23 protein-coding genes are annotated in these 20337 nt (G+C 67.9%); 10 read left to right on the top strand and 13 right to left on the bottom strand.

Features of this window, described 5'->3' with window-relative positions; genetic code table 11:
* Nucleotides 1–86 precede the first annotated feature (86 nt).
* The 5 genes from astB to AC3A3G_RS02210 all read right to left on the bottom strand — a co-directional run bounded on the left by astB (nucleotide 87) and on the right by AC3A3G_RS02210 (nucleotide 6020).
* A complete protein-coding gene (gene astB, locus AC3A3G_RS02230; protein ID WP_487487491.1) occupies nucleotides 87–1421 on the bottom strand; it encodes an N-succinylarginine dihydrolase in 1335 nt (444 codons plus the stop codon).
* A gap of 5 nt (nucleotides 1422–1426) precedes the next feature.
* Nucleotides 1427–1960: an endonuclease domain-containing protein gene (locus tag AC3A3G_RS02225; RefSeq protein WP_487487436.1), complete on the bottom strand. Its 534-nt coding sequence runs from the start codon at nucleotides 1958–1960 to the stop codon at nucleotides 1427–1429.
* Nucleotides 1957–3375 (bottom strand): succinylglutamate-semialdehyde dehydrogenase, encoded by a 1419-nt coding sequence (gene astD / locus AC3A3G_RS02220; protein ID WP_487487435.1) that lies wholly within the window; start codon nucleotides 3373–3375, stop codon nucleotides 1957–1959. The genes AC3A3G_RS02225 and astD overlap by 4 nt, the downstream gene beginning before the upstream one ends.
* Nucleotides 3376–3595: 220 nt before the next feature.
* A complete protein-coding gene (locus tag AC3A3G_RS02215) occupies nucleotides 3596–4603 on the bottom strand; it encodes an arginine N-succinyltransferase (RefSeq protein ID WP_487487434.1) in 1008 nt (335 codons plus the stop codon).
* Nucleotides 4604–4763: 160 nt separating this feature from the next.
* Nucleotides 4764–6020, bottom strand: a complete 1257-nt coding sequence (locus AC3A3G_RS02210) for a hydrolase (RefSeq protein WP_200166776.1) — start codon at nucleotides 6018–6020, stop codon at nucleotides 4764–4766.
* Between the two features lie 117 nt (nucleotides 6021–6137).
* On the opposite strand from AC3A3G_RS02210, the gene AC3A3G_RS02205 reads away from it, so the two are divergent.
* Together AC3A3G_RS02205 and arsC are read left to right on the top strand one after the other, a co-directional pair.
* Nucleotides 6138–6596, top strand: coding sequence for a hypothetical protein (locus tag AC3A3G_RS02205; RefSeq protein WP_200166778.1), 459 nt, complete (start codon nucleotides 6138–6140; stop codon nucleotides 6594–6596).
* Nucleotides 6597–6622: 26 nt separating this feature from the next.
* Nucleotides 6623–6964: an arsenate reductase (glutaredoxin) gene (arsC, locus tag AC3A3G_RS02200; protein WP_200166780.1), complete on the top strand. Its 342-nt coding sequence runs from the start codon at nucleotides 6623–6625 to the stop codon at nucleotides 6962–6964.
* Here arsC and AC3A3G_RS02195 read toward each other — a convergent pair.
* Entirely contained in the window at nucleotides 6961–7185 is a 225-nt protein-coding gene (locus AC3A3G_RS02195) for a hypothetical protein (protein WP_200166782.1), read from the bottom strand. The genes arsC and AC3A3G_RS02195 overlap by 4 nt on opposite strands.
* A gap of 139 nt (nucleotides 7186–7324) precedes the next feature.
* Between AC3A3G_RS02195 and AC3A3G_RS02190 the strand changes: the two genes are divergently transcribed.
* A complete protein-coding gene (locus AC3A3G_RS02190) occupies nucleotides 7325–7678 on the top strand; it encodes an ArsC family reductase (RefSeq protein ID WP_200215853.1) in 354 nt (117 codons plus the stop codon).
* Nucleotides 7679–7681: 3 nt separating this feature from the next.
* Here the strand turns inward: AC3A3G_RS02190 and AC3A3G_RS02185 are convergent, their stop codons facing one another.
* Nucleotides 7682–7918: a DUF2188 domain-containing protein gene (locus AC3A3G_RS02185; protein WP_200166786.1), complete on the bottom strand. Its 237-nt coding sequence runs from the start codon at nucleotides 7916–7918 to the stop codon at nucleotides 7682–7684.
* A gap of 176 nt (nucleotides 7919–8094) precedes the next feature.
* On the opposite strand from AC3A3G_RS02185, the gene AC3A3G_RS02180 reads away from it, so the two are divergent.
* The 6 genes from AC3A3G_RS02180 (at nucleotide 8095) to der (ending at nucleotide 13502) form a co-directional block, all read left to right on the top strand.
* Complete coding sequence (locus AC3A3G_RS02180; protein WP_200166788.1) at nucleotides 8095–8472, top strand: DUF6249 domain-containing protein; 378 nt, start codon at nucleotides 8095–8097, stop codon at nucleotides 8470–8472.
* A 25-nt stretch (nucleotides 8473–8497) separates the two neighbouring features.
* Nucleotides 8498–9055: an RNA polymerase sigma factor gene (locus tag AC3A3G_RS02175; protein ID WP_128720270.1), complete on the top strand. Its 558-nt coding sequence runs from the start codon at nucleotides 8498–8500 to the stop codon at nucleotides 9053–9055.
* On the top strand, nucleotides 9045–9479 hold the full coding sequence (locus AC3A3G_RS02170) for a hypothetical protein (RefSeq protein WP_200215854.1): 435 nt from the start codon (nucleotides 9045–9047) through the stop codon (nucleotides 9477–9479). Before AC3A3G_RS02175 ends, AC3A3G_RS02170 begins: the two co-directional genes overlap by 11 nt.
* 118 nt (nucleotides 9480–9597) lie before the next feature.
* On the top strand, nucleotides 9598–10404 hold the full coding sequence (locus AC3A3G_RS02165; protein ID WP_234287743.1) for a tetratricopeptide repeat protein: 807 nt from the start codon (nucleotides 9598–9600) through the stop codon (nucleotides 10402–10404).
* 19 nt (nucleotides 10405–10423) lie between these two features.
* Complete coding sequence (locus tag AC3A3G_RS02160) at nucleotides 10424–11845, top strand: PQQ-like beta-propeller repeat protein (RefSeq protein WP_125899753.1); 1422 nt, start codon at nucleotides 10424–10426, stop codon at nucleotides 11843–11845.
* A gap of 31 nt (nucleotides 11846–11876) precedes the next feature.
* Nucleotides 11877–13502 (top strand): ribosome biogenesis GTPase Der, encoded by a 1626-nt coding sequence (gene der, locus AC3A3G_RS02155; RefSeq protein WP_125899754.1) that lies wholly within the window; start codon nucleotides 11877–11879, stop codon nucleotides 13500–13502.
* A gap of 6 nt (nucleotides 13503–13508) precedes the next feature.
* On the opposite strand, the gene AC3A3G_RS02150 is transcribed toward der, so the two are convergent.
* From AC3A3G_RS02150 to radA, 6 genes are all read right to left on the bottom strand, one after another.
* Complete coding sequence (locus AC3A3G_RS02150) at nucleotides 13509–14840, bottom strand: O-antigen ligase family protein (RefSeq protein WP_487487433.1); 1332 nt, start codon at nucleotides 14838–14840, stop codon at nucleotides 13509–13511.
* 7 nt (nucleotides 14841–14847) lie between these two features.
* Nucleotides 14848–15609 carry an SDR family NAD(P)-dependent oxidoreductase gene (locus tag AC3A3G_RS02145; RefSeq protein WP_200166791.1) on the bottom strand — a complete coding sequence of 254 codons (762 nt, stop codon included), beginning with the start codon at nucleotides 15607–15609 and terminating at the stop codon, nucleotides 14848–14850.
* Between the two features lie 39 nt (nucleotides 15610–15648).
* Nucleotides 15649–15990, bottom strand: coding sequence for a VOC family protein (locus AC3A3G_RS02140; protein ID WP_200166793.1), 342 nt, complete (start codon nucleotides 15988–15990; stop codon nucleotides 15649–15651).
* A 6-nt stretch (nucleotides 15991–15996) separates the two neighbouring features.
* On the bottom strand, nucleotides 15997–17502 hold the full coding sequence (purF, locus tag AC3A3G_RS02135; protein WP_487487432.1) for an amidophosphoribosyltransferase: 1506 nt from the start codon (nucleotides 17500–17502) through the stop codon (nucleotides 15997–15999).
* Nucleotides 17503–17583: 81 nt separating this feature from the next.
* Complete coding sequence (locus AC3A3G_RS02130; protein ID WP_487487431.1) at nucleotides 17584–18120, bottom strand: CvpA family protein; 537 nt, start codon at nucleotides 18118–18120, stop codon at nucleotides 17584–17586.
* 34 nt (nucleotides 18121–18154) lie between these two features.
* Complete coding sequence (radA, locus tag AC3A3G_RS02125) at nucleotides 18155–19528, bottom strand: DNA repair protein RadA (protein WP_487487430.1); 1374 nt, start codon at nucleotides 19526–19528, stop codon at nucleotides 18155–18157.
* A gap of 161 nt (nucleotides 19529–19689) precedes the next feature.
* Here radA and AC3A3G_RS02120 point away from each other — a divergent pair, with 161 nt between their 5' ends.
* Nucleotides 19690–20307, top strand: a complete 618-nt coding sequence (locus AC3A3G_RS02120) for a Yip1 family protein (RefSeq protein ID WP_200166797.1) — start codon at nucleotides 19690–19692, stop codon at nucleotides 20305–20307.
* Nucleotides 20308–20337: the final 30 nt, after the last annotated feature.

The following is a 20337-nucleotide window of genomic DNA, read 5'->3' as shown; positions in this document are numbered from 1 at the left end:
GTGCTTACGAGCGGCGTATTACGGTCCGATGACGGCGGCTTGACCGCAGCGTGACGCGGGCTGCGGCCGATGGTCCTGTCTGACGGTCAGCCGCGCTGGAACGGATTGAAGCCGCCGCCGAGGTTCAGGATCTGCGTCAGCGCGTCAAGCGCGCCGCGCGTCTCGTCCAGCAGGGCGGGGTCGGCCAGGTCGTGCGCCGTCAGGCTGTCGCGATACCAGCGGCGGCCCCAGTCCGACAGACGGGCGTGAAGCGCGTCGGTCAGGCGCATGGCCGGATTAGTCGCCGCCAGCTCGGCCTCGGTCAGGACGACCCTGAGACGGAGACAGGCCGGGCCGCCGCCGTTGCGCATCGACTGACGCACGTCGACGTATTCGACATGGCCGATCGGGCCGTTGGAGGCGGCGAGCCCTTGCGCGACCGCATGGCTGCGCGGGTTGTCGCGCGTCTCGGTCGGGCAGATCAGGGTCAAGCGGTCCTGGCCCGGAACCCGGATCAGCATAGAGTTGAACAGATAGGAGCTGATGGCGTCGGCCAGCGGCAGGTCGGCGGCCGAAACCTCGACGAACTGCGGCTCGAAACCGTCGGCGGCGGCGCGGATGGCGGCCTTGGTCCCGTCCGTGTCTTCAAACGCCAGCTCATGGAAGAAGAGGGTGTCCAGGGCGCCGACGCAGACCACGTCGTTGTGGAAGGCGCCACCCGTGATGGCGGCCTTGCCCTGACGCGCCAGGACGGCGCCGGACGCTTCGTGGCGGCGCATGATCGCCTCGGACGCCTCGCGCGTCTGGCGGGCGGGGTAGGGACCATCCCAATGCTCCCAGGCCTCGCGGCCCCAGACCATCAGATTGACGCCCGTCTCGCCGTGATCGCGGCACAGGCGGACGTGGTTGGCCGCCCCCTCGTCCGCCAGGTGGGCGACCGAGGGCAGGGCGTCGTGGACGGCGAACCTGGCCGTGTCGGGGAAGAGAGCGTCCAGCGCGCGCTTGGTCTGATCGTGCTCCAGGCTGCGGTGCAGGTTGGTGATCAGATTGGCGGGGGTGAAGTGGACGCGGCCGTCACGTGCGTCGGCGCTGGGCGTCACCGTGGCGGCGTTGGCGGCCCACATGGGCGAGGCCGAACAGGCGGCGGCGGCGAAGGAGGGCGCGTCCTTCCATGCGCGCTCCAGCACCTGGGCGTCGGAGCCCGAGAAGCCGAGGTCGCGCAGGAAGGGGATATTCGGCCGCTCATGCGGAGGCAGGACGAACTGGGGCAGGCCCAGGTCGGCCAGGGTCTTCATCTTGTCGAGGCCCTGCAGCACGGCCGCGCGCGGGTTCGACGCCTCGCCCTTGTTCAGGCTGGACGCCAGATTGCCCGGCGACAGCCCGGCGTAGGAGTGGGTCGGCCCGATCAGGCCGTCGGCGTTGGCTTCAATGGCGCTCATAATCAAGCTCATGAGCCCTCCCCCTTGAGGGGGGAGGGTTGGGTGGGGGTGATGGCGGGCGGGTTGCTGGAGAGGCGCAGGAGGCGGGGCGGGGTCTCCTGCGTCACGTCGTCTTGCGGTGCGGCTTCACCCCATCCCCCGACCCCTTCCCCCTCGAGGGGAAGGGGGGCTTTGAGGCGGATGGCGCAGGTGATCTCCGCGATGACGGCGTTCAGGTCGTCGGGGATGCGGCGGCTGTTGATGCGAAGGACGCGGTAGCCCTCGCCAGCCAGCCATTCATCGCGCGCCAGATCGCGCAGGGCGACGTCGGTGCGATTGTGGACGCCGCCATCGACTTCGATCACCAGGCGAGCGCGCAGGCAGGCGAAGTCTACGACATAAGGCCCGATCGGCGCTTGACGCCGAATGCGGATGTCGAGTTGGCGTAGCCGCTCCCACAGCTTCGTTTCAGTCCAGGTCGGGAGTTTGCGAAGGCGCCGGGCGCGCGCATGGGCGCCCGGCTTGATCCGTTCTTTCTTGTTGAACGGACCCGTTTCGATCATCCTCGCAAGCCCTTGATCTCGCTTTCGATGTTCTTGACCGAACCGGCCTCGAAGCTGGCGACCGGATAGGCGCAGTAGTCGGCGGCGTAGTAGGCGCTGGGGCGGTGGTTGCCGCTGGCGCCCAGGCCGCCGAAGGGCATGTCGCCCGCCGCGCCCGTGGTCGGGCGGTTGAAGTTCACCACGCCCGCGCGGATGCGGTTGATGAAGCGGTCCCAGTTCTTCGCATCGTCGCTGACCAGGCCGGCCGACAGGCCGTATTTGGTGGCGTTGGCGGCGGCGATGGCGGCGTCGAAGGTCGGGACGCGCAGCACCTGCAGGAAGGGGGCGAACATCTCTTCGTCCTCGACCCCGACGCCGGTGATGTCGATGATCGCAGGCTTGACGAAGGCGCCCGGCAGATTGTCGACGGGGCCGGAGGCGCGGATCACCCTGGCGCCTGCGTCAATGCGCTGTTGCAGGGCGGCCAGCGCATTGCCGGCGGCCTTCTCCGAGATCAGCGGCCCGGCGTAGGGCTCGGGATCGCTGTCCCAGGGGGCGAAGTTCAGACGGTCCGACATGGCGGCCACGGCCTCGACGATGGCGTCGCCCTGGGCGCCTTCCGGCACGATCAGGCGGCGCGCGCACGAGCAGCGCTGACCCGTGGTGACGAAGGCGGACTGGACCACGATGCCCGCGACGGCCTCGGCGTCGGCGGCGTCCCAGACGACCAGGGGGTTGTTGCCGCCCAGCTCCAGCGCCAGGATGACGTGCGGGTCATCGGCGAACTTGCGACGGAAGTGCGCCCCGGCCGCACCCGAGCCGGTGAACATCAGGGCGTCGATGGGCTGATCCAGCAGGGCCGCGCCGGTGTCGCGTCCCCCTTGCACCATGTTGAACACGCCCTTGGGCAGGTCGGCGGCTTCCAGGCATTCGGCCATCAGCTGGCCGGTCAGGGGCGTTTCCTCGGACGGCTTGAACACGACCGTGTCGCCCGCCAGCAGGGCCGGGACGATGTGGCCGTTGGGCAGGTGACCGGGGAAGTTGAACGGGCCGAGCACCGCCGAGACGCCGTGCGGACGGTGACGCAGGGTCGCGCGGCCGAAGGCGGTCTCGCTGCTGCGCTCGCCGGTGCGCTCGTCATAGGCGCGGATCGAGATGTCGACCTTGCCCGCCATCGAGGCCAGTTCGGTCTTGGTCTCCCACAGGGCCTTGCCGGTTTCGCGGCTGATGGCCTCGGCCATTTCGGGGGCGCGCTCTTTGAGCACGGCCTGATAGCGTTTCACCGCGTCGATGCGGTCCTGACGCGGGCGGTCGGCCCAGCCGGGGAAGGCGGCGCGGGCGGCCTCGACGGCGGCGCCGACCTGTTCGGTCGTGGCGGCTTCGCCTTCCCAGACGGTTTCGCCGGTGGCGGGGTTGGTGGAGGTGAAACGGGTCATTTGAGTTCTCCCCTTCTCCCCTTGTGGGAGAAGGTGGTCGCGGCAGCGACCGGATGAGGGGTTGCGGCGACGTCTGACAGGGCGGCGCTGGGGTTAAGATAAGAGGCGGACGTCGCGACGACACCCCTCATCCGACCTGCTTCGCAGGCCACCTTCTCCCACAAGGGGAGAAGGGTGTTTTTGTGCGCTATCGCCTGCGGCTGCTTGAGCGCAGGGATCATTAGGACTTCACCCGCACCGTGGCGCCGTCCTTGATCTTCAGGGCGGCGGCGACGTCGGGCGTCATGTGAACGCTGTCGCCGTCCACCAGGACGCGGGCGCGGACGGCGCGGAAGGCGCTGACGCTGTCGGTCGAGACGAGGCTGGGCAGTTCGACCTCCACCTCCTTCATGATGCGGGCGGTCAGGACGCGGGCGTCGCGGACGGTGCGGATGTTGTCACGGCCGCAGGCCACGGTCGGACCGGCGTCGAAGATGTCGACTAGGCCGTTGGGGCGGAAGCCCTCGGATTCCAGCAGGGCCATGGCGGGCACGCCCTGGGGGTGGACCTTGCCGATCACGGCGCGGGCCGGTTCGGGCAGCAGGTCGATGTAGATGGGGTGGCGAGGGGCCAGGTCGAGGATGAACTGCTTGTCGGTCGAGCCGCTCATGCGGTCGGCGTCGTCGAAGTCCATCGGGAAGAATTTGTGCGCCACATGGTCCCAGAAGGGACAGTAGCCATCGGGCGTGAAGACGCCGCGCAGTTCGGCCAGGACGTTGTCGGCGAACAGGTCCGGCTGGGCCCCGATCAGCATGTAGCGCGACTGGCTGAGCAGGCGCCCGGCGCCGCCTTTGCGACGATCGGCCTTGAGGAACAGCGAGCCGACCTCGGTCCAGCCGGTGCACTCGTTCACTAGCACCAGGGTCTGATGGTTCAGCTTGATGCCCAGCGAAGGCGACTGGACCGTGTTGTTGACCACGCGGAAGCTGAAGAAGGGGCGCTTCAGCCCTACCGTCGCCTTGACCGAGCCGACGCCGTCGATGTCGCCCGTGTCGCCGTCTTCCAGCATCAGGGTGTACCAAGCTTCCTGCGGCGGGATGCGGCCTTCGAAGCTGGCCTGGCTCAGTTCCAGGCGCTCGCTGAGGACGTCGGCGTCCTCGGGCAGGCTGGTGAAGCCGGGGCCGGACAGGATGGCCAGTTCGAGCAGGTGATGAAGGTCGGCGGGGCCGGCGGGGCGAACAACGAGCACTAAATTCCTCCGTCACTCTCGGGCTTGTCCCGAGAGCCTATCGTTGGGCCGGACGCGAGGGTCGGCGTGAAGTTTCTTGAGCGGATCAGCAGTGATGGGCCAGTCCGTTCGACGATGGGCCCTCGGGACAAGCCCGAGGGTGACGATGAGGGCGTTATGCTCACATGGTCTCCAGTCGGAGCTGTTTCAGTTTGAGGGCGTCGATCTCGCCCGAGGCGATCTTGCACAGGATCAGGGCGGACAACTGCGCCCGTTCGACGAAGCTGGCGGGCCAGGCGAACTCCTGGTCCGAGTGAATCTCGCCGCCGACCACGCCCAGGGTGTCGACGTTGGGCAGGCCCGCGGCGTGCAGGTTGTTGCCCTCGCAGACGCCGCCCGAAGGCTTCCAGGCGATGGTCTGGCCCAGCAGGTCGCCGGCGTCGCGCACGGCGTGGAACAGGGCGGTCTGGCTGGCGTCCATCGGCTTGGGCGCGCGGGTCATGCCGCCGTGCAGGTCCAGCGTCAGGCCGGGGAAGGGCGGCTCGGCGGCGATGGCGCGCACTGTCTGGTCGATCCATGCGGCGCTTTGCGTGTCCGGCACGCGGACGTTGAAGCGGACCACGGCGTTGTCGGCCACGACGTTCAGGGGACCGCCGCCCGCGATCTTGGCCACGTTGACGGTGACGCCCTCGCGCTGGCCGTTCAGGCCGTGCAGGCGGGCGGCGATGATGGCGGCGCCCGCGACGGCGTTGGCCCCCTCATGGAAGGCGCGGCCCGCGTGGGCGGCCTTGCCGGTGACGATCAGGTGGAAGTTGCCGCTGCCCTTGCGCTCGCCCGCGAGCGTCCCATCGGACAGGGCGGGTTCATAGGTCAGGCCGACGTGGCCGCGCGCGCCCAGTTCCGCCAGCAGGGGCGCCGAGGCGGGCGAACCGATCTCTTCGTCGGGAGACAGCAGCACGGTCCAGCCGACGCGGGCCTTGTCCGGATGGGTCTCGAAGGCTTCCAGCGCGGCCAGCATGACGCTGATCCCGCCCTTCATGTCGGCGATGCCGGGGCCGTTCAGGGCGCCGTCGTCGCGCGTGACGACGGTCTGGAAGGCGCTGTCGGCGGGGAAGACGGTGTCGTAGTGGCCGGTCAGCACGACCTGAAGCGGGGCTTCGGGCCGGGCGACGATCTTCAGGCAGTCGGCGTAGCTCTCGGCGATCACCGCGCCGCTGTCGGCGACGGTGGTGGAGCCTTGGGTCGGCACGCGCACGATCGTCGCCTGGGTGAAGGCGGCGCGCGCCATGGCGTCCAGAACATCGAGAACCCGCGCCAGGCCTTCGGCGTGGCGGCTGCCTGAGTTGATGTTGGACCAGTTGACGGCGCGCTGAACAATGGCGTCGCCTTGGGCCGCGACGTGATCGAGCACGGCCTGATCTTGAGGTTCGATCCGCATGGCGGCGACCCTAGACGGGCGGAGGTCAAAGGTGAAGGCGGGGCGATATCTCTCTCACGCACTTGGGATTTCGGCCTTGAGCAGGATAGTTTCGCCGCCTCAGTCAGGGAGTCGCGCATGAACCATCGGATCGCACCGCCCCAACCCTTCGCCCCGGTCGATTCGACCGAGACGGCGACGGCGCTGGCGCGCGGCAGCGCCTGGGCCTTCTGGATCTGGGCGGCTGTGGGCCTGATGCAGGCCGGACTGGTCTGGTTCCTGAGCGCGCCCGAACAGGCGGAGTTCCGCGGGGCGACGACAGGCTTCGCCGTGGTCTTCTCGGGCGTGGCCGCCGTGCTGGGCCTGGTGCAGTGGCGCCGTCCCAACCGCATCCTGCCGGTCTTCGGCCTAGCCTGGGCGCTTTATGAACTGAGCGCGATGTCGGTCAGCCTGATGGTCGGGGCGTCGCCGGCCGCGCCGGGGCTGCCGGGCTGGAGCGTCGGCGTGGCGGGAGCCGGCATGGTGCTGTGCCTGCTGCTGCACATCGGCGGCCTGCGCGGGGCGGGGAAGCTGGCGCAAGACGGCCTCAAGGCCTAGGTGAGGGCGCAGACAGGAGCCTGACCATGACCGTCACCCTTTACCACAACCCGAAATGCTCGACGTCGCGCAAGGCGCTGGAGCTGCTGTGCGAACGCGGGGTCGAACCGACGGTGGTCGAGTATCTGAAGACCGGCTGGGACGCCGAGACCCTGAACCGCCTGGCGCGCGAGACGGGCGGCGGGCTGAAGGGACTGCTGCGCAAGAAGGAGGCCAAGGCCGCCGAACTTCTGGTCGCCGACGCGGATGACGCGACGGTCCTGGCCGCGATGATCGAGAGTCCGGTCCTGGTTGAACGCCCGATCGTCGAGACGCCCAAGGGCGCGGCGATCGGGCGGCCGGTCGAGGCGGTGCTGGAAGTTCTTTAGGGGCTCTTGGTTTTCTGAGCTTCAGGTTCCTGCGCTCGAATATGGGCTTCAACGGCCTCTGCCGCCTCTGCGGGGACTTCGACGCGGGCTTCAACAGATTGTTGGACGCCTGCGATCTTGCCCGTCTCAACAGGCGTCGTCACCTTTGCACTGACTTCATGACGGGGCTCGGAGCAGGCCGATATGAGCACCAGAGTCGTTAAGGCTGCTGCACGCTTCATGTTCGCCTCCGTTTGATAACGCGACTCTTTCAAGTGAAGGTTGGTTCGTCGAGTGAAGATTTCTTCATGCGACGAGAAAATTGACCCCTCCGCACTTCGATGCCAGATCCCGGCTGTCTGTCACGCTTGGAGTTCGCTCATGACCCGCGCCCTGTATGGCATCAAGGCCTGCGACACGATGAAGAAGGCGCGCGTCTGGCTGGATGAGAACGGCGTCGCCTATGACTTTCATGACTACAAGGCCGCAGGCGCGGATCGCGCCGAGGTGGAGCGTTGGGTCGCCGATCATGGCTGGGAGAAGGTGCTGAACCGGGCGGGCACGACCTTCCGCAAGCTGCCCGACGCCGACAAGGCCGATATCGACGCGGCCAAGGCGGTGGACCTGATGCTGGCCCAGCCGTCTATGATCAAGCGGCCGGTGCTGGACCTGGGCGACGGGCGGACGCTGCTGGGCTTCAAGCCCGAGATCTACGCCGCCGCCCTGAAGGGCTGAGGGTCAGTCCTCGACGGCGGTGGTCGGGCGGTCGTGGCCGTCGGCGCGTTCGGTGACCCACTGGCCCGAGGCGTCTTCATACTCGATCCAGGAGGTGCGGTCCGGCACGCGTTGCTCGCGCGCTGCGGCCGTGGCCGCCGCCAGCGCCGCCGCGTGGTTGGGGAAGGTCTCGGAAAAGCTGTCGCCGAGCTTGTAGGCCCAGCCGCCGTCATGCTGGACGATGCGATAGGTGATGTTCATGCGCGTCTCCGAAGGGGTCGGCGGCACCGTTGAACGCCGCTTCGGGCATGTCGAGTCACGCTGTGGTGACGCATTACGAAGAGTTCATGCGCGCAACTGCATCCATAGGCGATCATCGCCGCCTCTTGTGATCAGAAGGCCGCCGCATCAGGCTCGGCCGAACAGGGGTCAAACTCATGGATGAAGTTTTCATTCCGCTGGCGTTCTTTGCAATGATCGCGGCCATCGTCGTCGTGCCGTCATGGCTCAAGAGTCGTGAGCGCCGCGAGATGCAGGCCACGCTGAGGGCCTCCATCGAGAAAGGGCAGCCCCTTCCGCCGGAAGTGATTGAAGCCATCAGCAAGGAGAATACGAAGGAGCAGGCGACGGCTGCGCGCGATCTGCGGACAGGCGTAGTCCTGCTGGCAGTGGCGATCGGCATCGCCCTGTTCGGCTATGCGGTCAGCTTCGCCGAGATGGACGCCTTCTATCCCATAGCCGGCGGCGCCGCGATCCCAGGCATGATCGGCCTAGCCTTCATCGTCCTTAGCTTCTTCAACAAGAACAAGGACTAAGGCGAGGCGGAGCAGGGAAGCCGTTATGGCCCAAGCCTTACGTGATCTGCACGACGTCGAACTGGCCGGGCTTGCGGCCGGCGGCGGCCGCCGAGAGTTCGGCGAGTTGGTCCGTCGGCACGGCTCGGCGGTGCGGGGCCTGCTGCGCCGCATGGGCGCCCAGCCGGCCCTGGCCGACGACGTGGCCCAGGACGCCTTTCTTCTGGCGTTCGAGAAGTGCGCCGAGTTCCGGGGCGAGGGCACCTTCGCCGCCTGGATCAAGCGTATCGCCGCCCGCATGTATCTGAAGCGCATCTCGAAGGAGGCGCGCTATGTGGCGGAAAGCGAAACGGAAAACGTCGCGCCCGCCGTCGACAGCATCGGTCGCGTGGACCTGGACGAGGCCTTGAAGGGGCTCAGCGAGGTCGAACGCCTGTGCGTCTCCCTGTGTCATGGCGCCGGGCTGTCGCACCCGGAAATCGCCGCGGCCATGAATTTGCCGCTTGGAACGGTGAAATCTCATGTCAAGCGTGGTCTGGATAAACTTCGGGCCCGGCTCCAGCCGGGGCCGGTTGCAATCGGGAGCGCATCCCATGTCGGCTGACGAATTCGATCCCACGATTGAGCGCCTGTTCGCGCAGGCGCCGCACTTTCCCGATTCGGTCTTCTTTGAAGCGGACGTGGCCGCGAGGCTGCACAAGGCCTCGCGCGTGCGTTCCATCGCCCTGTCGGCGGCGGGGCTGATCGGCGGGCTGATCGCGGTGCGTGAACTGCTGGGCGTCAACTTTCATCTGGGGCCGGACGGCTTCACCGCCCAGGCGGGCGGGGGCGGGCTTGATTCGGCCGGCTCCCAGGCCGGGATGCAGGGCGGACTGGCGGTTCAGTCCCTGCTGGAGCGGAGCGGACTGGGCGATGCGGCCCTCAGCGCCATGGGCTCCATGGGCGGCATGCAGATGTTCTGGGCCACGGCCGGGGTGCTGGTCGCCCTGCTGGCGGCGGGCGTGGTGAAGCTGTCGCAACAGATCTAAGCGCCGTTTTCCCGCCCCAGTCCCGGCTTAGGGCTGGAAAAAGCCGTTTCGCGCCCAACGCCTGCGTTGCGGCCGTGACGCCGAACCTCTAGGGTCGCGGCGTTTTTAATGATCGGCCTTGGCTGCATTTTTGGGGCGACGCTTCGTGGTTGATGTCTTCGAACAGGTCGAGGAGGAGCTTCGCTCCGAACGCTATAAGCGTATGGCCCGTACCTGGCTGCCCATTCTGGGCGGCGTTCTGGCGGTGGCCCTGGTCGCCGCCCTGGCCTGGTGGGGCTGGCAGTCCTATGTGACGTCCCAGGCCGACAAGGCCTCGGCCGCCTATGAAAAGGGCGTCGAAGCCCTGCAGGGCGGAAAGACGGCGGAAGCTGACGCCGCCTTCGCCGAAGCCGTGAAGGCCGGCGGCGGATATAAGGTTTTGGCGCTGATGCAACAGGGGGGTCTGGCCTTAGCCGACAAGAAGACGACCGAAGCGGTCGCCCTGTTCGACGAAGCCTCCAAGGCGACGCGCGATCCGATTCTTTCAGACATGGCGGCGCTGAAGGCCGCCTTCCTGGTCATGGACACGGCGTCGCTGGAAGACGTGCAGAAGCGTCTGGAGCCGCTGACCGGCGACAAGCGTCCGCTGCAGGCTTTCGCCCAGGAAGCCCTGGCCATGGCTCAACTGCAACACGGCAAGACCGCCGAGGCGCGCCAGACTTTCGTTCAACTGCAACTGGGCCAGGACGTGCCTGATCCGGTGCGCCAACGCGCCCAGGCCGGCGTGCAGGCTATCGACAACGGTACGGCCGCCAACCTGGCCGCCATCGTCAAGGCCGCCGCCGCTCTGCCGACCCCGTCTCCGGCCGCTGCCCAGGCCGCCGCTGCGCCGGCCGCAACGGCCGAAGCTCCCGCCGCCCCCGCCGCTGCGCCGGCCGCGCTTTGACGCCTTCGGAACGACTCGCATGAACAAAACCCTGAAAGTCGCTCTGCTTTGCGGTTTGGCGATGACCGTCGCCTCCTGCGGCACCGTGCGCAACGCCCTGCCGTTCGGCCTAGGCGGCGACAAGGAGCCGGCGGCGACCGCCAGCGAAGGCGAGCGGATATCCATCCTCGAGTTCGAACAGCAGCTGGCGCCGTCGGCGGCTCTGTCGGGCCGTGATTTCTTCCTGCCGGGACCGCAAGCGGTCACCGCCTGGAGCCAGCCCGGCGGCAACGCCGAGAACGCTGTCGAACACGTCATCGCCGCGCCGGAGTTCACGGTCGCCTGGCGGCGTGACATCGGCGCCGGTTCCGGCGGCACCAATCAGGTGATGTCGCCGGTCGTCGCGGACGGCGGAAAGATCTTCGTGCTGGACGGCGAGGCGGGCGTGACCGCTGTCGATGCCGGCACCGGCCAGGTGGTCTGGAAGGCCAGCGTCAAGGTCGAGGAAGCGGATCGCGGTCGTCGCATCCTGGGCATCGGTCTCGGCGGCGGTTCGGGCGGCGGCGGTTTCGGCGGCGGCGTCACTGTCGGCGGCGGCAAGGTCTTCGTCGCGTCCGGTTATCGCGTCATGACGGCCTTTGACGCCAATACGGGCGCCGAGCTGTGGCGCTCGACCGTCGACCTGCCGATCCACGGCGCGCCGACGGTGGCGGGGCAACGCGTCTATGTCGTCGACGTGGACAACCAGTTGATCGCCTTCAACGTCAACACTGGCCAGCAGGACTGGTCCTATCGCGGCATCACCGAGCCGGCTCGTATCATGCGCGCCTCCAGCCCGGCGGTCAGCGGCGACACGGTGCTGGCGCCCTTCTCGTCGGGTCAGATCGTGGCTCTGCGCGCCTCGAACGGTCAACCGGTGTGGGAGCAGGTGCTGTCGCGCACCAGCCGCACCAGCGCTTTGTCGGAACTGCGCGACATCGCCGGTCGTCCGGTCGTCAGCCGCGGTCAAGTTTACGCCATCAGCCAGTCTGGCGTGATGCAGGCGATGGACCTTCGCAGCGGCCAGCCGAAATGGTCTCTGCCCGTTGCGGGCGTGAACGCGCCCCTGCCAGTCGGCGACGTGGTCTATGTGGTGTCTCAGTCTGGCGAACTGACGGTGGTCAACCGCGAGACGGGCCAGGTCTATTGGTCGCGCGATCTGAACGAGGGTCGCGTCCGCAAGGAAGGCGGCTTCCTGGGCTTCGGCAAGCGCACCGTGCGTCCGGTCTGGTCGGGGCCGATCCTGGCGTCCAACCGTCTGGTCCTGGTCAATTCGGACGGCGAGGCCGTGGCCTTCGATCCGAAGACCGGCGCGCAGACCGGCAGCCTGAAGCTGGGTTCGGCCGCCTATATCGCCCCGGCCGCCTATAACGGCGCCCTCTATGTCCTGACCGACAAGGGCCAACTGGTCAGCATCCGCTGACCTTTTCACCGATTTAAGCTAGAAGGCCGACATGGCTCTGAAGGTCGCCATCGTCGGCCGCCCCAATGTGGGCAAGTCGACACTGTTCAATCGCCTCGTCGGCAAGCGCCTTGCGCTGGTCGATGATCGCCCCGGCGTGACCCGTGACCGCCGCTACGCCGACGGCGTGATCGGCGACATGGATCTGACCCTGATCGACACCGCAGGGTATGAGGACGTCACCGACGAAAGCCTGGAAGCCCGGATGCGCGAGCAGACCGAGGCGGCGATCGAGGACGCGGACCTGATCATGTTCATGATGGACGCGCGCGAAGGCGTGACGTCGCTGGACCGCATCTTCGCCGATCGCCTGCGCAAGGTGCACAAGCCCATCGTCCTGCTGGCCAACAAGTCCGAGAGCCGCGAGAGCGGCGGCGGCGTGGGCGAGGCGCACGGCCTGGGCTTCGGCGAGCCGGTGCCGATCTCGGCCGAGCACGGCGAGGGCATGGCCGACCTGTATCAGGCCCTTCTGGCTGCGTCGGAAGACATCTTCATCGAAGAGATCGACGAGCCGGAAAAACCGATCCGCATCGCGGTCATTGGTCGCCCGAATGCGGGCAAGTCCACCCTGATCAACCGCCTGATCGGCGACGACCGCCTGTTGACCGGCCCGGAAGCCGGCATCACCCGCGACTCCATCTCGGTGGACTGGGTCTACGAAGACAAGAATATCCGTCTGGTCGACACCGCCGGGATGCGCCGCAAGGCGCGCGTCCAGGAAAAGCTGGAAAAGCTGTCGGTCGCCGACACCATCCGCGCCATCACCTTCGCCGAGGTGGTGATCATGGTGATGGACAAGGACGACGCCTTCGACACCCAAGACCTGCAGCTGGCCGATCTGGTCGAGCGGGAAGGGCGGGCGCTGGTCTATGTCGCGTCCAAATGGGATCTGGAGGAAGAGCCTCAGGCGCGTCTGGCCGAACTGAAGCGCCTGGCCGACGACAAGCTGCCGCAGCTGCGCGGCTCGCCCTTTGTGGCCCTGTCGTCGTTCAACGGGCGCGGCGTCGAGCGTCTGATGCCCGCCGTGCTTCAGGCCTATGACACCTGGTCGGTCAAGGTGAAGACCAAGGATCTGAACGACTGGCTGTCCCTGGCGACCCAGAGACACCCGCCGCCCGCCGTGGACGGCAAGCGCATCAAGCCGAAATACATGGCCCAGACCAAGGCGCGTCCTCCGACGTTCGTGCTGATGGCCAGCCGGGCTGAGGCCATGCCGGAGCACTACAAGCGCTATCTGGTCAACTCGCTGCGCGAGAGCTTCGACCTGCCGGGCACGCCGATCCGCCTGAACGTCAAGTCAGGCTCGGCCAACCCCTATGCGGATGGCGGGGCCAAGTCGGGGCCGGAACGCTTCAAGGGCGACGCCAAGACCGCGCCGCGCCGGGTGATCAAGGCCGAGAAGGCCGAGAAGCTGTCCAACCTGCCCGGCAAGGCGCTGGAGCAGAAGGCCAAGGCCGGCATCAAGCCCAAGGTGAAGCCCCTGGGCGGGCTGAAGGCCAGCGCCTCCAAGAAGGCGGGCTCCAACGCCTTCGTCGGCAAGGGCGCGCGCGGCGGCGCACGTCAGGTGTCCCGCTCGGGCCGCGTCCGTACGGGCCAGAAGGGCGGCGCCAAGCGCTGATTCACATCAGACCTGCCCGGTCGCGCTTCTCTTGAGACGCGGCCGGGATGGGGCTGTCGGTTCGTCCCCCAACGCCAGCTTCAGCGCCAGCGCCACCACGATCACCCAACGCAGTTCATGCCAGTTCATGGCGATGCTCTCGGTCAGCATCGTCACGGTGAAAGACGCGATGAGCGGCAGGGCCAGCCAGCCGCCGGGGCTGGTGTAGGCCGCCCACAGGGACTGCGCCCAGATCTGGGTCAGGAACAGGGCGAACAGGATGACGCCGCCCAGGCCCAGGGCGATGTACAGCTCCAGCCAGCCGCTGTGCGCATCGGCGGGCATGAAGTGCGCCTGATAGCCGATCCAGGCCTTGGGCCCGGTGAAGCTGGGATCGTCCCATACGGCGCCGTAGCCGAAGCCTTTCCAGGGGTGCTTGGCCATCTGCTGCATGATGCCTGACCAGATTTCGGTTCGCCCGGTCAGGGTCGCGTCCTTGCCGAGCAGGGCGAAGAAGGTGTCGGTTTCCATCGCGATCAGCAGACCCGCGCCGATGACGAAGACGACGGCCAGCCAGGTGGCGACGACCGCACGCAGCGGTCCAGACTTGACCACGGCGACGAAGCCCATGGACGCCAGAGACAGGACTAGGACGACCAGGGCGGTCTTCGACGTCGACAGCAGGATCAGCAAGACGGGGACGACGGCGAGGCCGAACCACAGCTTGCGCCGCTCCGGAGCCATCACGCCGGCCGCCAGCAGGAAGACGGTCGTCTTGACCATGACGTTGCCCATGGAGTTCTTCTCCAGCCACAGGCCGCGCCAGGCGCCGGGGAAGATTTCGTCCATCCGCCCCATCTGAGGCAGCAGCGCCCCGACAAGGAAGGACAGGATCGCCAGGACCGCCAGGGTTCCGGCGATGATTTCCGTCAGGCTGCGCCAGCTCCACCGCGAGGCCAGCGCGACGCCCGCCAGGGTGGTGAAGGCCAGGGCGGGTATGCGCCGTGCGGTCAGCTCCGGCATGATCGACCAGAAGTAGGTCGCCGCCGTCAGCAGCAGGAGCGCGATCAGAAGCGGCGATCGTATCAGGCCTTTGAGCGCGCGCTCAGGCCGCAGGCAGACCAGGATCAGCGCCAGCAGATAGGCCGGGTAGTAGAAGTTGCGCAGGAAGTCCGCGGACCTTGCGCCGTAGCCGGTCAGCGGCGCGCTCCAGAAACCGACGTAGGTGAGGATGAGCCCGACCGAAGCGACCACAGCGACGATGTCGGCCAGGGGAGCGGCGCGCACAAGTGGAAGCGAGGGGCGTTTCGCCGCCGGGTTCGCTAGCGACCGTGCGCCCGGATCCAGCCCCTCGATCACGCGCAGATCAGACCAGGGCGTCCGCCGACAGGCCTTGCTTCCATTCCTTGAAGCTGACCGTCAGCGGCGGGGTGAGATCGGGGCGGGCCAGTTCGACGATCAGGGGACCGATCTCCGAGGGATGCGGCAGAACGCTGGGATCTTCACCCGGAAACGCCTGGGCGCGCAACTGCGTCCGCATCCGGCCCGGATCGACGATGCAGGCGCGCACGGGCGTGCTCTCGATCTCGTCGGCCCAGCATTTGACCAGGGCCTCGGCGCCCGCCTTGGTCGCGGCGTACATGCCCCAGAAGGCGCGCGGCTGGCTGGCGACGCTGCTGGTCAGGTGGATGGCGCGTCCGGCGTCCGAGGCGCGCAGCAGCGGCTCCAGCGAGCGGATCAGGCGATAGACGCCGGTGAAGTTGATCTTCTCGACCTTGGCGAATTCGCGCGGTTCGGCGTGGGCGACCGGGGTCAGGCCCGACGGGCCCATGGTGGCCGCAGCCTGAACCCAGATGTCGAGCTTGCCGTAGCGTTGGAACAGGGCGCCGCCCAGGCGGTCGATGGCGCCGCCGTCCACCAGGTCGAACGGGACCAGGCTGGCGTGCTGGCCGGTGGCGGCGAAGATCTCGTCGTCCAGCTCCTCCAGGGCGCCCTGGGTGCGCGCGGCGGCGATGACGTGGGCGCCGGCCTTGGCCAGGGCCAGGGCGGATTCGCGGCCGATGCCGCGCGAGGCGCCGACGACCAGGGCGACGCGGTTGGCGAGGGGGAGGGAGGCGTGTTCGGACATGGGGCCGCTGATAGCGCGGCCGGACGCCGGGCGAAAGGCTCAGTAGCCCGGCGCAGCCTGCCATAGGCTGAAGCTGACGCCCTGGTCGTCGCTGACCACGACCGACAGGCCGGACGGGCTCTCGGCCGGCACGGCGGCGCGGCCGCCCAGCTCGGTCACGCGGGCGCAGGCGGCGTGGATGTCGTCCACGCGGAAATAGAGATTGGGGAAGGCCTTTTGCTCGCCCTTGGTGAGGCCGAAGGCGGGGTCGGACCCGGCCACATGGGCGTAGGTCGGGCTGGACGAGGCTTCGTCGAAGCGCCAGCCGAACAGGCCCGCGTAGAAGACGCGGGCCTTGTCGACGTCAGGAGTGTCGAGCGTGAAGTAGCCGAGCTGGATCATCCAGCCTTAAGCGGTCACCAGCAGAGAAAGTTGCTTCCCGCGCGGATCGCGGCCGCCTTCCTCGATCTCACGGTCCAGCAGGCGGGTCGGATAGTCGCCGGTGAAGTAGTGGTCGGTGTACTGCGGGCTGGCGGCGTTGCGCGGTCCGGCGCCCAGGGCGTCGTACAGGCCGTCGATGGACAGGAAGCCGAGGGAATCGACCTCCAGCACCGCGCGCATCTCTTCCATGCTGTGGGTGGCGGCCATCAGTTGCGACCGCTCGGGCATGTCGATGCCGTAGAAGTCGGGGAAGAGGATCTGCGGGCTGGCCGAGCGCAGGTGCACCTCCTTGGCGCCCGCCGCGCGCACGGCGCGGACCAGCTTCAGCGAGGTGGTGCCGCGCACGATGGAATCGTCGATCAGCACGACGCGCTTGCCTTCCAGGGCGGCGCGGTTGGGGCTGTGCTTCATCCGCACGCCCTTCTGACGGGCGCCCTGGCTGGGCTGGATGAAGGTGCGGCCGAGGTAGTGGCTGCGGATGATGCCCATTTCATAGGGCAGGCCGCTTTCCTGGGCGTAGCCGAGGGCGGCGGGGACGCCCGAGTCGGGCACCGGCACCACGATGTCGGCCTCGACCGTGTGCTCGCGCGCCAGGCGACGGCCCATCTCCTTGCGGACGTCATAGACCGACAGGCCGTTCACGACGGAATCGGGACGGGCGAAGTAGACGTATTCGAACAGGCAGGGGCGAGCGGCGCGTGCGGCGAAGGGCTTGATCGAGGTCAGGCCTTCCTCGTCGATGACTACGACCTCGCCGTGCTCGACGTCGCGCACGAAGGTGGCGCCGATGGTGTCCAGGGCGCAGGTTTCGGACGCCAGCACCCAGGCTTCGCCAACCTTGCCCAGCACCAGCGGGCGGATGCCCAGCGGGTCGCGCGCGCCGATCATCTTGAACCGGGTCTGGGCCACCAGGGCGTAGCCGCCTTCGATCCGGCTCAGGGCGTCGATGAAGCGGTCGACGATCTTGGCCTTACGGCTGCGGGCGATCAGGTGAAGGATGGCCTCGGAGTCCGAGGTGGACTGGAAAATCGCGCCTTCCGAGACAAGTTGCGCGTGCAGGTATTTGAAATTCGTCAGGTTGCCGTTGTGGGCGATGGCGATGCCGCCCTGGTCCAGATCGGCGAACATCGGCTGGATGTTGCGCAGGAAGCTGCCGCCGGCGGTGGAGTAGCGGGTGTGGCCGATGGAGGCCTGGCCCGGCAGGCGCTTCGTCAGTTCAGCGTTGCCGAAGGCGTCGCCGACAAGGCCCTGATGCCGTTCGGTGTAGAAGCGGTCGTCGTGGACGCTGGCGATGCCGCAGGCTTCCTGGCCGCGATGCTGCAGGGCGTGCAGGCCCAGCGCGACGATGGAGGACGCCTCGTTCTCGGGCGCGCCCCAGACGCCGCAGACGCCGCATTCCAGGCGCAGCTGATCGTCTTCCGGCTCACGCCAATGCTCACGGTGAACGACGGGTTCGGCGATATGGTGGCGCATCGTCAGGCTCCGATGACCGGGGAAGGATAACTCAAAGGGCGGCGCCGCGCACGTAAGCCGCCCAGGCGTCCGGGGCAAGCCTCATTGGTCGGAAAACCCTTCGCGAACGGAAGAACCGACGACGGGGGTCAGGGCGTCGGCGCCCTTTCCAAGCGTGGGCAGCACGATCTGGATGGCGCGCGCGGCGCCTTCGCTGACCGGGGCGGTGGCGGCTTCGGACAGCCAGGGCGGCGGGTTGTCCTGCATGGCGCCCATGATGATCAGGTGCACCGCCCCGATCAGGCCCAGGGCGCGGACGAGGCCCACCAACAGGCCCAGCATCTGGTCCAGCACGCCCAGCGCATGGCCGCGCGCGCCCTGCGAAATGGCCGAGCCGAGGAAACGCAGGCCGAAATAGAGGATGACGAAGACCAGCCCCACGGCCAGCACAGAGCCGGCCCAGTCGGGATCGACCAGATCGCGCCCGATCGGCGCCGTCCACGGCAGGGTGATCAACGCCAGCAGCGCCGCCAGCAGGAAGCTGAACAGGGCCGTGATCTCGCGCATGCCGCCCCGGAACCATCCGGCGGCGCCCGAGGCCAGCAGGGCCAGGATCACGAAGACGTCGTAGCCGGTCACGCGCTCTGCGGCCTCAAGGGATAGGGAACGCGCCTTAGTAGCGGTTCTGGGAGATTCGCTCGACCGCGTCGGTCAGGCGGGTGACGACGGTCAGGGCGACATCGCCCTTCTTCACCTTGCCATTGGCTTGTGGCGGCGCGAGGGCGCGCTCGAAGCCCAGCTTCTTGGCCTCGCGCAGACGGGCCTCGGCGCGGCCGACGGCGCGGACCTCGCCCGACAGGCCGATCTCGCCGAAGACGACGCATCCCTGCGGCAGGGGCATGTCCAGCGCCGAGGAGATCAGGGCGGCGGCGGCGGCCAGGTCGGCAGCGGGCTCGTTGATCCTCATGCCGCCCGCGACGTTCAGATAGACGTCCTTGTCGCCGAACCCCAGACCGCAGCGCGCCTCCAGCACCGCCAGCAGCATGGCCAGGCGGCCGGAGTCCCAGCCGACAACCGCGCGTCTTGGCGTTCCGTATGCGGAAGGCGCGACAAGCGCCTGAATTTCCACCAGAACGGGGCGCGATCCCTCGATCCCGGCGAAGACGGCGGCGCCGGGCGCCCGGTCCTTGCCTTCGCCCAGGAACAGGGCCGAAGGGTTGGGCACTTCGCGCAGGCCTGCGTCGCCCATCTCGAACACGCCGATCTCGTCGGTGGCGCCGAAACGGTTCTTGCCCGCGCGCAGGATGCGGAAGGGATAGCCGCGCTCGCCCTCGAAGCTGAGGACGGCGTCGACCATGTGTTCGACCACGCGCGGCCCGGCGATCTGGCCGTCCTTGGTGACGTGGCCGACCAGGACGATGGCCGGGCCGCCGTTCTTGGCCAGCCGCACCAGTTCGGCGGCGCAGGCGCGCACCTGGGTGATGGAGCCGGGACCGGCGTCGTGCGCGTCGCTCCATAGCGTCTGGATGGAATCGATGATGACGATGTCGAACGGGTCGCGCTTCAGCGTCGTCAGGATGTCGCGCAGGGCGGTGGCGGAGGCCAGCGACACGTCGGCGTCGGCCACGCCCATGCGTTTGGCGCGGGCGCGAATCTGCTCGATCGCCTCTTCGCCCGAGATATAGGCGGCCTTGGCGCCGTTGCGCGCCGCCTTGGCCGTGACCTCCAGCAGCAGGGTCGACTTGCCGACGCCGGGGTCGCCGCCCAGCAGGATGGCCGAACCCGGCACCACGCCGCCGCCGCAGACGCGATCGAACTCGGTCACGCCGGTAACGATGCGCGGCGGCTCGGGCGTGTCGGACTGAAGCGTCTCGAACCGCACCCCACGCCCGCGCGCGGTCGAGGCGGGCTTCATGGCGCCGGGCGGGGCCGCCTTGGATTCCTCAACCAGGGCGTTCCACTCGCCGCAGGCCGAGCATTGCCCGGCCCATTTGGAATGAACCGCCCCGCAGGATTTGCAGACGAAGAGAAGAGAGTCGCGCGCCATGCGTCAGACCTAGCAGATCAGACGGGCGAGGGCAGGCGGGTCGGAACGGCTTACGTCCGAAATTGTCATAGAGAGACTGCGGGGTTGCGTCGGCATCCACACAGCCGTCATTCTGACATGATAAGGCCGTGATCCGACTCAATCGCCCAGAAGGCTAACGAATGACCCTGGAAAATCCTCCCGCCGTCGATCCCTCGCTCGTCTCGCGGGTCAAATACATCCTGACACGGCCCAAGTTCGAATGGCCGGTGATCGACGCCGAGAGCGCCAGCATCAAGGGGCTGTTCACCAACTACGCCGTCATCCTGGCGGCCATTCCGGCGGTGGCGACCATCGTGGGACAGATCGCCTTCGGTCATCGCGGTCTGGTCGGACCGGTGCTGGCGGGCGCGCTCAGCTATGTGCTGAGCCTCCTGAGCGTCTACATTCTGGGCCTGATCATCGACGCCCTGGCGCCGACCTTCGGCGGGACCAAGAACCCGGTGAAGGCGATGCAGGTCGCCGTCTATTCCATGACCCCGATGTGGGTGGCGGGCGTGCTGAACGTCATCCCGACGCTGGGCTGGCTGGCTGGGCTGATCGGCCTTTACGGCTTCTATCTGATGTATCTGGGCCTGCCGGTGCTGATGAAGACGACGGCTGAAAAGGCGCTGGGCTACACCATCGTCGTGGTCGTGGCGGCCATCATCCTGTGGGCGATCGTCTGGTCGCTGGTCGCAGCGGTCATCGCCAGCTTCGTCATTGTCGGCGTGGGCGCCACGGCGTTCGCCCTGAGCTAAGTTGTAAGAGAAGGGCTGGGGCCCTGCGCC

The organism is Brevundimonas sp. Soil_N_31, assembly GCF_057655995.1.
Note: the sequence above shows the minus strand (reverse complement) of the source record. Positions and strands in the feature narration are given on the sequence as shown.

What these genes read in the sequence shown, in the direction of transcription:
- AC3A3G_RS02170 (WP_200215854.1), top strand. Translation starts at nt 9,045, where the DNA reads ATGTCGGCTGACGAATTCGATCCCACGATTGAGCGCCTGTTCGCGCAG.
- AC3A3G_RS02210 (WP_200166776.1), bottom strand. Translation starts at nt 6,020, where the DNA reads ATGCGGATCGAACCTCAAGATCAGGCCGTGCTCGATCACGTCGCGGCC.
- AC3A3G_RS02190 (WP_200215853.1), top strand. Translation starts at nt 7,325, where the DNA reads ATGACCCGCGCCCTGTATGGCATCAAGGCCTGCGACACGATGAAGAAG.
- radA (WP_487487430.1), bottom strand. Translation starts at nt 19,528, where the DNA reads ATGGCGCGCGACTCTCTTCTCTTCGTCTGCAAATCCTGCGGGGCGGTT.
- arsC (WP_200166780.1), top strand. Translation starts at nt 6,623, where the DNA reads ATGACCGTCACCCTTTACCACAACCCGAAATGCTCGACGTCGCGCAAG.
- AC3A3G_RS02175 (WP_128720270.1), top strand. Translation starts at nt 8,498, where the DNA reads ATGGCCCAAGCCTTACGTGATCTGCACGACGTCGAACTGGCCGGGCTT.
- AC3A3G_RS02160 (WP_125899753.1), top strand. Translation starts at nt 10,424, where the DNA reads ATGAACAAAACCCTGAAAGTCGCTCTGCTTTGCGGTTTGGCGATGACC.
- AC3A3G_RS02140 (WP_200166793.1), bottom strand. Translation starts at nt 15,990, where the DNA reads ATGATCCAGCTCGGCTACTTCACGCTCGACACTCCTGACGTCGACAAG.
- AC3A3G_RS02120 (WP_200166797.1), top strand. Translation starts at nt 19,690, where the DNA reads ATGACCCTGGAAAATCCTCCCGCCGTCGATCCCTCGCTCGTCTCGCGG.
- AC3A3G_RS02205 (WP_200166778.1), top strand. Translation starts at nt 6,138, where the DNA reads ATGAACCATCGGATCGCACCGCCCCAACCCTTCGCCCCGGTCGATTCG.
- AC3A3G_RS02145 (WP_200166791.1), bottom strand. Translation starts at nt 15,609, where the DNA reads ATGTCCGAACACGCCTCCCTCCCCCTCGCCAACCGCGTCGCCCTGGTC.
- AC3A3G_RS02195 (WP_200166782.1), bottom strand. Translation starts at nt 7,185, where the DNA reads ATGAAGCGTGCAGCAGCCTTAACGACTCTGGTGCTCATATCGGCCTGC.
- astD (WP_487487435.1), bottom strand. Translation starts at nt 3,375, where the DNA reads ATGACCCGTTTCACCTCCACCAACCCCGCCACCGGCGAAACCGTCTGG.
- purF (WP_487487432.1), bottom strand. Translation starts at nt 17,502, where the DNA reads ATGCGCCACCATATCGCCGAACCCGTCGTTCACCGTGAGCATTGGCGT.
- AC3A3G_RS02180 (WP_200166788.1), top strand. Translation starts at nt 8,095, where the DNA reads ATGGATGAAGTTTTCATTCCGCTGGCGTTCTTTGCAATGATCGCGGCC.
- AC3A3G_RS02185 (WP_200166786.1), bottom strand. Translation starts at nt 7,918, where the DNA reads ATGAACATCACCTATCGCATCGTCCAGCATGACGGCGGCTGGGCCTAC.
- AC3A3G_RS02225 (WP_487487436.1), bottom strand. Translation starts at nt 1,960, where the DNA reads ATGATCGAAACGGGTCCGTTCAACAAGAAAGAACGGATCAAGCCGGGC.
- der (WP_125899754.1), top strand. Translation starts at nt 11,877, where the DNA reads ATGGCTCTGAAGGTCGCCATCGTCGGCCGCCCCAATGTGGGCAAGTCG.